Origin of the sequence: Aeromonas molluscorum 848, from assembly GCF_000388115.1 — a bacterium.
GTDB lineage: Bacteria > Pseudomonadota > Gammaproteobacteria > Enterobacterales > Aeromonadaceae > Aeromonas > Aeromonas molluscorum.
This window is the reverse complement of the sequence record NZ_AQGQ01000001.1, coordinates 38,674-52,360: the sequence shown is the minus strand read 5'-3', so window position 1 is coordinate 52,360 and position 13,687 is coordinate 38,674. Positions and strand designations below refer to the sequence as shown.

Genomic DNA, 13,687 nt, shown 5'->3' with positions numbered 1-13,687 from the left:
CTCCTGATCCACACCCCCCTTTGCCGGAGACAAGGAATGAAGGTATTGGTCACAGGCGGTTGCGGCTACATAGGCAGCCACACCTGCCTCGCATTGCAGGCCGCAGGCATCACACCGCTGATCCTGGATAATCTCTGCAACAGCAAGCTGGCCGTGCTGGATCGCATCGCCACCATTTCTGGTCAGAAGCCTGTTTTTTATCAAGGGGATATCAGAGATGCCGCCCTGCTGGATCGCATCTTCACCGAGCATGAGATTGGCGCCGTCATCCACTTTGCCGCGCTCAAGGCCGTGGGAGAATCGACCCGGATCCCGCTGGCCTATTACCAGAACAATGTCGCCGGTACCCTGGATCTGCTGCAGGCCATGGCGCGGGCGCACGTTCACAACCTGGTGTTCAGCTCCTCGGCTACCGTCTATGGCGATCCGACCAGCGTGCCGATCCGCGAGGACTTCCCCCGCTCGGCTACCAATCCCTATGGCCGATCCAAGCTGATCATCGAACAGATCCTCGAGGATCTGCAGGTCGCCGAGCCCAACTGGAGCATGACACTGCTGCGTTACTTCAATCCGGTTGGTGCCCATGAATCCGGCACTATGGGGGAGGATCCCCAGGGCATCCCCAACAATCTCATGCCATTTTTGACTCAGGTTGCCATCGGTCGGCGCCCACAGCTTTCAGTGTTTGGTAACGATTACCCCACCCTGGATGGCACAGGTGTTCGCGACTATATCCATGTAATGGATCTTGCCGAAGGGCACGTCAAGGCGCTGCAACACTGCGTCGATCGCCCCGGAGTCCATGCCTATAACCTGGGAACGGGTCAGCCTCAGAGCGTGTTGCAAATGGTTCGGGCATTCGAGCAGGCATGCGGCCGACCTATCGCCTATTTGTTGGAACCAAGACGCCCGGGAGACATCGCCGAATGCTGGGCCGATCCCACCCGGGCCAGACAGGATCTGGGGTGGTTCGCCAGTCGCGATCTCGGCGCCATGTGCGCCGACAGCTGGCGTTGGCAGTCCCTCAACCCCCAGGGTTATGACCAATGAACCGCTATCTGGCCTCAGCGGCCCGTTCGCCAAGGCCGGCGCTGTAACCCCCTTTTCATGACAAACAGTCACGAGGTGTGATGATGTTCGATCCCCTGGATCACCCCCACCGCCGCTTCAATCCCTTGACCGGCCAGTATGTGCTGGTTTCCCCCCACAGGGCCAAGCGCCCTTGGCAGGGCCAGATTGAGAAGATAAGCGAGGCGCCGAGCCACGCCCATGATCCCGATTGCTTCCTCTGCGCCGGTAATACCCGGGTCAGTGGCGACAAGAACCCCGACTACAGCGACACCTTCGTCTTCACCAACGACTTTGCCGCCCTGATGCAAGACACCCCGGCAGCGCAGATGGATCAGGATCCGCTGCTGCAACTGGAGGCCGCCCGTGGCACCAGTCGTGTCATCTGCTTCTCGCCGGATCACGGCAAGACCCTGCCAGAGCTGCGCTTGCCCGAGATAGAGGCGGTGATCCAGACCTGGCGCGACCAGGTGGCCGAGCTCTCCCAGCAGTGGGAGTGGGTGCAAGTATTCGAAAACAAGGGCGCCGTCATGGGCTGCTCGAATCCTCACCCCCATGGTCAGATCTGGGGCAGCAACTTTCTTCCCAATGAGATAGCCAGAGAGCAGGAGCGCCAGCAGCGCTGGCTGGCCGAGCACGGCCGCCCCCTGCTGCTCGATTATGTGGAACGGGAGCTGGCGGACAGATCGCGCATCGTCGTGGAGACAGAGCACTGGCTGGCGGTGGTGCCCTTCTGGGCCGCTTGGCCGTTTGAGACCCTTCTCCTGCCCAAGAGCCATCTGCCCTCCCTGCTGAGCCTCACCCCCGCCTTGCAGCAGGACTTGGCCCTGGCCCTCAAGGAGCTCACCAGCCGCTACGACAACCTGTTCGAATGCAGTTTTCCCTACTCCATGGGCTGGCACTTCGCGCCGCCGCACTCGACTTGCCCCGAGGCCTGGCAGCTTCATGCCCACTTCTACCCGCCCCTGCTGCGATCTGCCACTGTGCGCAAGTTCATGGTGGGTTTCGAGATGCTGGCCGAAACCCAGCGCGATCTTACCCCGGAGCAGGCCGCCGAACGCCTGCGCGCCCTAAGCCCCGTCCACTACAAGATGCGAGGATCCACCCCATGAATCACCCCAGCCACAGGGCCAGCACCCTCTTCCAGAAGGCATTTGGCCGGGCCGCCGACCTGATGATCCGCGCTCCGGGTCGGGTCAACCTCATCGGCGAGCATACCGACTATAACGACGGCTTCGTGCTGCCTTGCGCCATCGATTACGAAACCTGCGTCGCCATCGGCCTGCGCCAAGATGCCACAGTGCGAGTCATCGCCGCCGACTACGGGGAAGAGCGCGACGAGTTCTCCCTGGATGATCCCATCGAGCACCATCCCGACCAGCGTTGGAGCGACTACATCCGTGGCGTGGTGAAATACCTGCAAGCGCGGGGTCAACCCTTGCGCGGCCTGGATCTGGTGGTCTCCGGCAATGTGCCCCAAGGGGCCGGACTCTCCTCCTCCGCCTCCCTGGAGGTGGCAATAGGCCAGGCCTTCAAGGAGGCGCTGAACCTCGACATCAGCCAGGCCGAGATAGCCCTCAACGGTCAGCAGGCGGAGAACCTGTTTGTCGGCTGCAACTGCGGCATCATGGATCAGATGATTTCGGCCTGCGCCAAGCCGGACCATGCCTTGCTACTCGATTGCCGCAGCCTGGAGAGCCGCCTGATCCCCATGCCGATGGATCTCGCTGTGCTCATCATCAACTCCAACGTGCGCCGCGGCCTAGTCGACAGCGAGTACAACCTGCGCCGCCAACAGTGTGAGACTGCGGCCCGTCACTACGGTGTCAGGGCGCTGCGCGACCTCGATGACGCCACCCTGGAGGCGAACAAGGCCGGGCTGGACGAGGCCTGCTATCGCCGTGCCCGCCACATCGTCGGCGAGAATGGCCGCACCCTGGCCGCCGCAGAGGCATTGGCCAACGGCGACCTCCCCAGGCTCGGCACCCTGATGGCAGAGTCCCACGCCGCCATGCGCGATGATTTTGAAATCACCGTGCCCCCCATCGATGGCTTGGTGGAGATCATCAAGGCAAGGATTGGCAGTGAAGGGGGAGTGCGTATGACTGGAGGTGGCTTCGGGGGGTGCGTGGTCGCCCTGCTGCGGCCGGAGCGATTGAATGAGGTGATCGCCGCCATTGAGCTGGAATATCAGGCCCGCTTCGGCCTGAAAGCCGATAGCTATGTCTGCCGTGCCAGTGCCGGGGCAGGTCGGCTATGAAGGGGCAACTGATGAATCTCACCCTCAAGGCCGGATCTCAGACCCGATTCGGCGCCAAGGCAGACAGTGCTGTCTGCCTTGCCTGCACGGGGGCAGCCAGACTATGACCCCTTTTGAACTGGAGAATGAGTACGGGCTGCGGCTGCGCGGCCTCGATTTTGGGGCCACGCTGAGCTCCCTGAGCCTGCCGGTTGGTGGCGAGAGGCGGGAGCTGCTGCTCGGCTGTACCGACGCCGACTATCCAACCCAGCAGGTGTGGCTGGGTGCGATGGCGGGACGCTTTGCCAATCGTATCGGCGGCGCAACCCTTGAGCGAAACGGCCAATGCTGGTCGCTGGATGCCAATCAGCCACCCCACTGCCTGCATGGAGGCGCGGATGGCGTTCATCGCCGCACGTGGCAGATTGACGCCCAGGAGGCCAGCCGGGTGCGGCTCAGCCTGCTCTCCCCGGACGGGGATCAGGGGTTTCCCGGCAACCTCAAGCTCGAGCTTGAATACCGGCTAGAGCAGCGGGATCTGGTGGTGGAGTGCTGGGCCAGTACGGATGCGCCGACCCCGGTCAGCCTGACCAGTCACGCCTACTTCAACCTCGATGGTGGCGGTGATGTCCGCGATCACCACCTCACCCTGAAGGCGGACCGCTTCCTGACCACAGATGCCAGCGGCTTGCCCCTGGCGCCGCAAGCGGTCGAGGGGCCCTTCGATCTGCGCGGCGGGCGGCGCCTTGGGGATGAGTGGCTGAGCCACCCCCAGCAACGTCAGGCCAAGGGCTACGATCACGCTTTCCTGCTCAAGCCCCCCCCCTCGGAGTGGGCCGCACGAGTAGTTTCGGGAGACAGGCAAATGGCGATGGAGGTCCATACCAACCAGCCTTCGTTGCAGCTCTACACCGGCAACTGGCTGGCCAAGACGCCAGGTCGTGGCGGGCAGCCTCACCAGGATTACGACGGCCTCTGCCTGGAGGCCCAGCAGCTGCCGGACAGCCCGAACAGACCCGAGTTGGGGGATCCTTGGCTACTGCCGGGGCAGCGCTATCATCACCTCACCCGCTACCGCTTCGAGCCCCTCACCCAGACTGGGGCATGACATCACGAGGATGATGCTGAATGGTCAGGGGAGGCTCCCATGCCGTGAATGACTCAGCCCGGCAGCTGAAACCTATGACACTGATGATCAAAAGGAATTTGTATGGATCAGCACTATCAGGCCAACTCGGCTCGCTACCAGCAGCAACCCTATCGCACCGTCGGTCGCCACGGCCTGCGTCTGCCCGCCATCGCCCTTGGACTCTGGCATAACTTCGGAGCAGAGGCCGCTCCCGAGCGGATGAGCGCCATGGTGCGTCAGGCATTCGATCTTGGCATCACTCACTTCGATCTGGCCAACAACTACGGGCCGCCGCCGGGCAGTGCCGAGACCAGCTTCGGTCGCCTGCTCAGACAAGATCTGGCCGCCCATCGCGACGAACTGATCATCAGCACCAAGGCGGGCTATGTGATGTGGGATGGCCCCTACGGCGATGGCGGCAGTGCCAAGTACTTGTTTGCCAGCCTGCACCAGAGCCTGCGCCGACTCGGCCTCGACTACGTGGATATCTTCTACCACCACAGGCCGGACTCGCGCACGCCCCTTGAAGAGACCTGTCAGGCCTTGGCGCTCATGGTGCGTCAGGGCAAGGCGCTCTATGTCGGTCTCTCCAACTACCCGGCCGACCTGGCCTGTCAGGCCGCCATCAGATTGAGGGAGCTGGGAACCCCCTGTCTGGTCAATCAGCTCAAATACTCCCTGTTCCAGCGAGAGATTGAAGAACAGACCCTGCCAGCCTGCCGCGAGCAAGGCATGGGCGTCGTCGCCTTCTCCCCTCTGGCGGGAGGGTTGCTCAGCGACCGCTACCTGGCAGGCATTCCTACCGATTCCCGTGCCGCCAGCCCTAGTCCCTTCCTCAAGCCAGATCAACTCACGGCGGAAAAGCTTGGCCAAATACGTGCCCTGCATGCCCTGGCAGAGGAGCGCGGACAGAGCCTGTCACAGCTGGCGCTGCAATGGGTGCTGCGCGATGCCGTGGTCAGCAGTGCCCTCATCGGCGCCAGCAGGCCGGAGCAGATATCAAGCGCCGTTCAGGCCCTGACCCAACCCGCTCTGGATGTGGCCTGGCAGCAACGGATCCTGGCTGCCCTCGATTGAGCCAACGGCGCCGCTGCGGCAATATTCTCTGGTTGCCTGCGTGGTTTTCCGCCATCATTGGCACGCCCCCGCTTGCGGGGGCGCATCATATCCAGACAACCAAGAGATCCGATCCATGACAGAGTACTACACCCTGTTTGTCGCATTCGTGTTAGGCGTAGTGGAAGGCCTGACCGAGTTTCTGCCCGTTTCCTCCACAGGTCACCTGATCATCGTCGGCCATCTGCTGGGCTTCGAAGGTCCCAAGGCCGCCACCTTCGAGGTGGTGATCCAGCTCGGCTCCATACTGGCCGTGGTCGTGGTGTTCTGGCGCCGCCTGTTCGGCCTTATCGGCATACATTTCGGTCAGAAGCCATCCCAGGATCACGCCACCCTCTCCCTGGTGCACATCATCCTCGGCATGCTACCCGCCGTAGTGATAGGCCTCGCCATTCACAGCTGGATAAAGGCCAACCTGTTCGGTCCCCAGACGGTGATGTATGCCTTGGTCGCCGGCGGCATCTTGCTGTTGATAGCCGAATGGAAGCGCCCCGCGGTACGCTCCGAAACCCTGGATGACATCAGCTACAAGCAGGCGTTTGGCATAGGTCTGTTCCAATGTCTGGCACTCTGGCCCGGTTTCTCCCGCTCGGGGGCCACCATCAGTGGCGGCATGCTGATGGGTATCAGTCGTCAGGCGGCGGCCGAGTTCTCCTTCATTCTGGCGGTACCCATGATGATCGCGGCGAGTGGCCTGGATCTCTACAAGAGCCGGGATTTCCTCTCCATGGCCGACTTCCCCATGTTTGCGGTTGGTTTTGTCACCGCCTTCGTGGTGGCCATGTTCGCCATCCGCACCTTCCTGGCGCTGATCCGTCGTCTCGATTTCGTGCCTTTTGCCATCTATCGATTCGTCATCGCCTTCGCCGTCTATATGGTGTTCGTACATTAATCCGCCGTGACGACGTCGACTGCAATATGAAAAGGGACCCGAGGGTCCCTTTTTTGATCCATTAATTGCGGGGTGCCCTTGCCGAGCCTAACCCCCTCAATAGAGATGCCCAGAGATACCGTTGAGCAGCCGCGACAATCCTTTGGTGAACTGGATAGGGGCATCCTGCACCGTGTAGCAGAGGCAGCCATCGATCGTTTGCGGACTGTGGGCATGGCGGCTATCGCGCCAGATGAAATCACCGGCCCCGTAGTGCTGCTCACCATCCTGCATGCTGCCCGCCAACAGCAAGGTCAACTCATAACCCTGATGGGTATGCTCGGGAATGGCGCCACCCGCATCTATATGTAGCAGGCTGGCACGCACCCCCAGCTCGCCGAGTGGCAGGCTATGTTGGCGCACGGGTCCAAAGTGCCGCCACTTGGGCGACTGGTAACGGGCCAGCACTCTCGGCAGACGATAGTGCTGACCGGCCACCTCGAGCTGGGGGCTCGGTTGAGGCACGGCGACAAGTTCGGGCAAGGGTTGCTGCACTATCATGGCCAGCATGGCATCGAGCCCGGGCTCAGCCTGATCCGGCAGGGGGGCGGCCTCGAGTGCCTCGGCAAGTTGTGCCTCCCACATCGTCACCCGGGCGGCACATTCGGGGCAGAGCTCGCAATGGGCCGATACCCCGACCGCCAGGGGCAGGGGGAGCTCGTTGGCCGCGAAGGCACGCAGCATCTGCTCGGTCGGATGGGATTTAATCATGATACAGCTCCATAAATATGTGCGGTCGAAACGAGGCGGCCTCCTGAGCCCTCCCCAGCAAAGGGATGACCCTTGTCATGACGAGGCTATGCATCATGGCGTTCCACCTGCTCTTTGAGCTTTTGCAGGGCCAGCCGTAGCCGGGACTTGATGGTGCCTAACGGTACGCCAAGCCGCTCGGCCAGCTCCTGCTGGGAGAGCTCTTGCAGGTAGATGCCACGCACCACTTGCTGCTGAGGCTCAGGTAACACACTGACGTAATGAGCCATCTGACGAGTCAGCACGGCATCCTCGCCACCGGGCCCCTGGGGCAAATCGGCCCCAAACTCCAGCAGGGGCCAGATCTCTTCGGCGCACAGATCTTCACGACTGGCACGGCGGCGGCGCAACATGTCGAAGCACTGGTTACGCATCACTGTGTAGATCCAGGTGCTGGGTGCCCCCTTCTCCGGGTGGTAGAGCCGTGCCTTCTGCCAGACCAGCAGCATGGTCTCCTGGACCAGCTCCATCGCATTGGCTTCACTGCCAAGATGGCGCATCCCGTAGTTGCGAATGCGCGGCGCGAAGTGACGAAACAGCGCGGCAAAGGCCACCTTGTCGGCAGACTCGGCGACCCTTATCAGCTGGGTTTTAAGGTCGGGAACACCTATGACTGTGTCCATCTGGGGCGAGATCCTGCTGTGAGTCAGTTGTGACTGGCCAGTATATGCCATGGCACCTTACCTTGATTGCTACCGTGCAGATCAATACGGTCAGGCACTGCTCCTGGATCAGCGCCGCCGTACTCTTTCTGGGCAAGGGAGACATTCGCCCTCAGCCCGAGAAATAGCGGGAGGTGACGGGTGAACGCCTCGATCAGTGACTGGCGACCAGCAGATTGCTCAGCAGATTGAGGGCGGGGTTGTAGTCTTCACAGGCCATCAGCCACTGCTTCTGTTCGGGGGGAATCGGCAGTACTTCTATCCAGCGCTGGGCGACCCAGCAGGCATCGTCCCAGTCGGGTTCACGATAGAGAGCGGCATATTCGGGGTAGTCACTGAACACCTCACGCAGGGCCTGGGCCAGATTGCGCTGATCCCGTGGCAGACGGCCACACTGCCAGAGCGGCAGCGGCTCCACCTCACCGACCCGCAAGCCATCCGGCTCCTGCCAGAGATGCTGGATACGCAATCGCTCCACTCCTTGCACTGTGATGCCCAGCAGGCCATCCGGTAGCCTGTCAAAATCGATGATCCGCACCCGAGTGGCGATAGGATACATGTTGCGCAATTCATCCCCCTGGCGGGCATCCCACATGCAGAGCCCGAAGCCAGCGTCGCCCGCCTCGGCGATCATCCGCTGGTATCTAGGCTCGAAGATGCGCAGCGGCATGACGCCACCGGGCAGCAAATGAGCGGAGAGGGGAAAGAGTGCCAGTTTCATACTTAAATATCCCGTTTCGTGTGCCTTCTCCTGATACGACACCGAAAACTCGCCAGATCATTCAGACCGAGTAGGAATAAAAACCCCTATCACTATTAGGGGAAAATAGCCTGGACAAGCCGCTTCGATATGCAGTAGAAATGGATAAGTCGCAGACAACAACGCAATATCCTGCCAAGCTGCGCACCAAGCAGTGAAATATCCGCCGCCTCAGCTGTGGAGGGTCATCCCTATAGTTTTCTCGGCCCGATGCGGGTAAAATTCACGCCCTTATATATCAGTCATATTTCGACGCATAACCTCGGTGGTCAGTCATGAAAGAGCATATTCATCATCTACTTGAACAGACGGTAGCCAACCTCAAATCCGCAGGCCTGCTGCCAGCGGAGCTGGAAGCCCGAGTGCTGGTAGATCGATGCAAGGATAAGGCTCATGGTGACCTGGCCACCAACCTGGCCATGCTGCTCGCCAAACCGGCTGGCAAGAACCCGCGCGAGCTGGCGGCCGCCATCATTGAGCACCTGCCTGCCTCTGATCTGATCGCCAAGGTCGAGATTGCCGGTCCCGGCTTCATCAACTTCTTCTTCAATCAGCAGTGGCTGACCGGTCAGGTCGACGCCATGGTGGCCAGCGCCAACGCCAACGTGAAGTTGCCGACCCCGCAAACCGTGGTGGTGGATTACTCCGCCCCCAACGTAGCCAAAGAGATGGCGGTGCACCACATCCGCAGTACCGTGCTCGGTGATGTGGCGGCTCGTGCCCTGGAGTTCCTGGGCCACAAGGTGATCCGCGCCAACCACATCGGTGACTGGGGTACCCAGTTCGGCATGCTGATCGCCTATCTGGAGAAGATGGCCAACGAGCACGCCAGCGACATGGCGCTCAAGGATCTGGAAGCCTTCTACACCCAGGCCAAGCGTTGCTACGACGAAGACGAAGCCTTCGCCGAGCGCGCTCGCAACTACGTGGTCAAGCTGCAAGGTGGCGATGAGTACTGCCGCACCATGTGGAAGAAGCTGGTCGACATGACCATGGAACAGAACCAGATCAACTACGACCGCCTGAATGTCTCCCTGACCAACAAGGACATCATGGGCGAGTCCATGTACAACGACATGCTGCCCCAAATCGTCACCGACCTGAAAGCCAAAGGGCTGGCGGTCGAGAGCGAAGGCGCCACCGTTGTCTTCCTGGACGAATTCAAGAACAAGGATGGCGAGCCCATGGGCGTCATCATCCAGAAAAGCGATGGCGGCTTCCTCTACACCACCACCGACATCGCCTGCGCCAAATACCGTTATGAAACCCTGGGCGCAGATCGTGTCATGTATTTCATCGACTCCCGTCAGCACCAGCATCTGATGCAGGCCTGGACCATCACCCGCAAGGCGGGCTATGTGCCACAGGCCGTGCCCCTCGAGCACCACGCCTTCGGCATGATGCTGGGCAAGGATGGCCGTCCCTACAAGACCCGCTCCGGTGGTACCGTCAAGCTGGTTGACCTGCTCAATGAAGCGGAAGAGCGCGCCGCCGCCCTGCTGGAGAGCCGCAACAGCGACCTCTCTGCCGAAGAGAAGGCCAACGTGGTCAACGCCATCGCCATGGGCGCGGTCAAGTATGCGGATCTCTCCAAGAACCGCACCACGGACTACATCTTCGACTGGGACATGATGCTGTCGTTTGAAGGCAACACCGCACCCTATCTGCAATATGCCTACACCCGCATCCAGTCCATCTTCCGCAAGGCCGGGGTCGAAGCCGACAGCCTCAGTGGCAAGGTCGCACTCAATGAAGATGCCGAGCTGACCCTGGCCCAGAAGCTGATCCAGTTCTCTGATGCGGTCAACGGCGTGGCCGAACGCGGTATGCCGCACCTGCTCTGTACCTACCTCTATGAGCTGTCCGGCAACTTCATGACCTTCTACGAAGCCTGCCCGATCAACAAGGATGGCGTCGATCCCGACGTTCGCCAGAGCCGACTGCTGCTGTGCGCCGCCACCGCCAAGGTACTCAAACTGGGTCTGGGCGTACTGGGTATTCATACCCTGGAGCGCATGTAATTCATGGCAACAAGGGATTATGTCGGGAGTGGCTCGAGGAGACGAGCCGGTGGTCGTAACGCCAAAAAGGCGCCACCTCGCCGCCGCTTTCCGCTGATCCCCGTCCTGCTGGCGGGGGTGCTGGTTGCCGGTTTTGGAGCCTTCCTCTACCTCATCAATGGCAAGGCCGCCGATGGCCCGACCATAGAGGAGCAGGTGCGCGCCAACAAACCCAAACCCAAGGGCCATGACCTGCCTCAGGAGAAATGGAGCTATATCGAACGGCTTGAGAACAAGCAGGTCGACATAGTGGAACCGCCACCCCAGCCCGGGGTGCTGCCCCCGCCGCCAGCGGCGACCTTGACCCTGCAGCCCGAGAAGCTGCCCAAGCCGGTGGAAACCAAGATCCCCCAGCCGGGCACCCCCATCGGCCAGGTGCAGCCTTATCAGCCCAAGCCGATCGGCGCCCCCGTGGCCAGTGCCCAGGAGCAGGCCATTGATCGCAAGGCCGAGCGGGATCGCATGGAGCGTGAGCTGCGTGCCGAGCTGGCGCAGGATCAGGCTCAGAAAGCAAAAGCGGCCCAGACGGCTTCCACCGATGCGGGCCGCTACATGATGCAGTGTGCGGCCCTGCGTTCGCAGGATTCTGCCGAGTCGCTCAAGGCGCGTATTGCCTTCTCCGCGGGCCTGAGTGCCAGCTTGCAGAACATCAATACCGCCAATGGCGCCATCTACAAGGTGATGGTGGGCCCCTTCAACGGCAAAGCGGCGGCCGATGCGGCCAACCGCAAGCTGCAAGGTGCTGGCATCAGTGGCTGCATCCCCAAGAAGGGCTGACGACCCACAATGAAAAATGCGGCACCGTGGCAACATGGTGCCGCATTTTTTTTGCCTGGCGCTCCCTGCCCGGATAGCCCGCCTCAACGATATACAGCCGAACCCCCTGCCAATTCACGGCCCACTCTCGAAGCCAAGTCAGGGTTGAAAAGCCGGAACGGCAACCCCATCTCTGTTTTCATGCACAGTCATGGCCGTGAAGCGGCTCAAGCGAGGTAAGTAAAGTGACGACCATAGTTTCAGTCCGCCGCAACGGCCAAGTCGTGATCGGAGGGGATGGCCAGGTATCCCTGGGCAACACCGTCATGAAGGGCAACGCCCGCAAGGTCCATCGTCTCTATAACGGCAAGGTGCTGGCGGGTTTCGCTGGCGGTACCGCCGATGCCTTCACTCTGCTTGAGCGCTTTGAAGCCAAACTGCAGGCGCATCAGGGCAATCTGGAGCGCGCCGCCGTGGCGCTGGCCAAAGATTGGCGCACCGACCGCGCCCTGCGCCGCCTCGAAGCCCTGCTGGCGGTCGCCGATGAGCACAAATCTTTCATCATCACCGGCAACGGTGATGTGGTGCAGCCAGAACATGACCTCATCGCCATCGGCTCTGGCGGAAACTTCGCCCAGTCTGCCGCCACCGCCCTGCTGGAAAATACCGATCTGGATGCCAAATCCATCGTCGAGAAATCCCTCAAGATAGCGGGCGACATCTGCGTCTTCACCAACGGCAACCACACCATAGAAGTGCTGGACTACGCGGCCAAGTAAGGCCGCCAAACCAAGCCCCCATTTTGCAAGGGGTGGGCCTGCCCGCCCCTGATACAGGAATGCCATCATGTCCGAGATGACCCCCAGAGAAATCGTCCACGAGCTGGACAGACACATCATCGGCCAGGCCGATGCCAAGCGTGCCGTCGCCGTCGCCCTGCGCAACCGCTGGCGCCGTATGCAGCTCAGCGAAGAGATGCGCCATGAAGTGACCCCGAAAAACATCCTGATGATAGGGCCGACCGGGGTCGGCAAAACCGAAATAGCCCGTCGCCTCGCCAAGCTGGCCAATGCCCCCTTCATCAAGGTGGAAGCGACCAAGTTCACCGAAGTCGGCTATGTTGGCAAGGAAGTGGACAGCATTATCCGCGATCTCACCGATGTGGCCATCAAGCTCATCCGTGAATCCGAGATGGAGAAGAACAAATACCGCGCCGAGGAGGCCGCCGAAGAGCGCATTCTCGATGCCCTGCTGCCCAACCCGCGCAACACCTGGGGCGAAGAGGAGAAGGCGGACAACTCAAACAGCCGCCAGATCTTCCGCAAGAAACTGCGGGAAGGTCAGCTGGACGAGAAAGAGATTGAGCTGGATCTGGCCACGCAGCAGATGGGCGTCGAGATCATGGCCCCGCCCGGCATGGAGGAGATGACCAACCAGCTGCAGGGGCTGTTCCAGAACCTGGGGCAGGGTCAGAAGAAGAAGCGCAAGCTCAAGGTCAAAGAGGCCATGAAGGCGCTGATCGAAGAGGAGGCCGCTCGCCTGGTCAATCCGGAAGAGCTGAAGCAAAAAGCCATCCATGCCGTCGAGAACAACGGTATCGTCTTCCTCGACGAAATAGACAAGATCTGCAAACGTGGCGAAAGCTCCGGCCCAGATGTCTCCCGCGAGGGAGTACAGCGTGACCTGCTGCCCCTGGTCGAAGGCTGTACCGTCAATACCAAGCACGGCATGGTGAAAACCGACCACATCCTGTTCGTTGCCTCCGGCGCCTTCCAGGTGGCTCGCCCGTCGGATCTCATCCCCGAACTGCAGGGCCGCCTGCCAATTCGGGTCGAGTTGACCGCACTGACCACTGGCGATTTCGAGCGCATCCTGACCGAACCGAACGCCTCCCTGACCGATCAGTACCAGGCACTGATGGCCACCGAAGGGGTCAAGATAGAGTTCACTCAAGATGGCATCCGCCGTCTGGCCGAGGCCGCCTGGCAGGTCAACGAGCGTACCGAAAACATCGGTGCCCGCCGTCTGCATACCGTGATGGAGCGATTGATGGAAGACATCTCTTATGATGCCTCCGAGAAATCCGGCGAGACCTTCGTCATCAATGCCGACTACGTCAACGCCCACCTCGGAGCCCTGATCGAAGATGAGGATCTGAGCCGCTACATCCTGTAAGCGAGTCTCGGCACTGCACTGACGCCTCCACCATGGAGGCG

General features: G+C 61.1%; 13 protein-coding genes. 10 read left to right on the top strand and 3 right to left on the bottom strand.

Annotation, left to right across the window (positions count from 1 at the left end):
• The first annotated feature begins 36 nt into the window (after positions 1–36).
• The 6 genes from galE to bacA all read left to right on the top strand — a co-directional run bounded on the left by galE (position 37) and on the right by bacA (position 6,444).
• The gene (gene galE, locus G113_RS00260) at positions 37–1,050 is read left to right on the top strand and encodes a UDP-glucose 4-epimerase GalE (protein ID WP_005890697.1); all 1,014 of its coding nucleotides are present in this window, start codon (positions 37–39) and stop codon (positions 1,048–1,050) included.
• Positions 1,051–1,133: 83 nt separating this feature from the next.
• Complete coding sequence (locus tag G113_RS00255) at positions 1,134–2,180, top strand: UDP-glucose--hexose-1-phosphate uridylyltransferase (protein WP_040318785.1); 1,047 nt, start codon at positions 1,134–1,136, stop codon at positions 2,178–2,180.
• Complete coding sequence (gene galK, locus G113_RS00250) at positions 2,177–3,328, top strand: galactokinase (RefSeq protein ID WP_005890691.1); 1,152 nt, start codon at positions 2,177–2,179, stop codon at positions 3,326–3,328. The genes G113_RS00255 and galK overlap by 4 nt, the downstream gene beginning before the upstream one ends.
• 103 nt (positions 3,329–3,431) lie before the next feature.
• On the top strand, positions 3,432–4,415 hold the full coding sequence (locus G113_RS00245) for a galactose-1-epimerase (protein WP_005890689.1): 984 nt from the start codon (positions 3,432–3,434) through the stop codon (positions 4,413–4,415).
• 102 nt (positions 4,416–4,517) lie between these two features.
• A complete protein-coding gene (locus G113_RS00240) occupies positions 4,518–5,513 on the top strand; it encodes an aldo/keto reductase (RefSeq protein WP_005890686.1) in 996 nt (331 codons plus the stop codon).
• 115 nt (positions 5,514–5,628) lie between these two features.
• Positions 5,629–6,444, top strand: a complete 816-nt coding sequence (bacA, locus tag G113_RS00235) for an undecaprenyl-diphosphate phosphatase (RefSeq protein ID WP_005890684.1) — start codon at positions 5,629–5,631, stop codon at positions 6,442–6,444.
• A gap of 96 nt (positions 6,445–6,540) precedes the next feature.
• Here bacA and G113_RS00230 read toward each other — a convergent pair whose 3' ends face one another.
• From G113_RS00230 to G113_RS00220, 3 genes are all read right to left on the bottom strand, one after another.
• Positions 6,541–7,194, bottom strand: a complete 654-nt coding sequence (locus tag G113_RS00230) for a ChrR family anti-sigma-E factor (RefSeq protein WP_005890682.1) — start codon at positions 7,192–7,194, stop codon at positions 6,541–6,543.
• An 86-nt stretch (positions 7,195–7,280) separates the two neighbouring features.
• Entirely contained in the window at positions 7,281–7,856 is a 576-nt protein-coding gene (locus G113_RS00225; RefSeq protein ID WP_005890680.1) for a sigma-70 family RNA polymerase sigma factor, read from the bottom strand.
• A 193-nt stretch (positions 7,857–8,049) separates the two neighbouring features.
• Entirely contained in the window at positions 8,050–8,616 is a 567-nt protein-coding gene (locus G113_RS00220; RefSeq protein WP_005890678.1) for an LON peptidase substrate-binding domain-containing protein, read from the bottom strand.
• A 314-nt stretch (positions 8,617–8,930) separates the two neighbouring features.
• Here G113_RS00220 and argS point away from each other — a divergent pair, with 314 nt between their 5' ends.
• From argS to hslU, 4 genes are all read left to right on the top strand, one after another.
• On the top strand, positions 8,931–10,676 hold the full coding sequence (gene argS, locus G113_RS00215) for an arginine--tRNA ligase (RefSeq protein WP_005890675.1): 1,746 nt from the start codon (positions 8,931–8,933) through the stop codon (positions 10,674–10,676).
• Between the two features lie 3 nt (positions 10,677–10,679).
• A complete protein-coding gene (locus tag G113_RS00210; protein WP_040318781.1) occupies positions 10,680–11,492 on the top strand; it encodes an SPOR domain-containing protein in 813 nt (270 codons plus the stop codon).
• A gap of 224 nt (positions 11,493–11,716) precedes the next feature.
• Entirely contained in the window at positions 11,717–12,250 is a 534-nt protein-coding gene (gene hslV / locus G113_RS00205; protein WP_005890671.1) for an ATP-dependent protease subunit HslV, read from the top strand.
• Positions 12,251–12,317: 67 nt separating this feature from the next.
• Complete coding sequence (gene hslU, locus G113_RS00200) at positions 12,318–13,646, top strand: HslU--HslV peptidase ATPase subunit (protein WP_005890667.1); 1,329 nt, start codon at positions 12,318–12,320, stop codon at positions 13,644–13,646.
• Positions 13,647–13,687 lie beyond the last annotated feature (41 nt).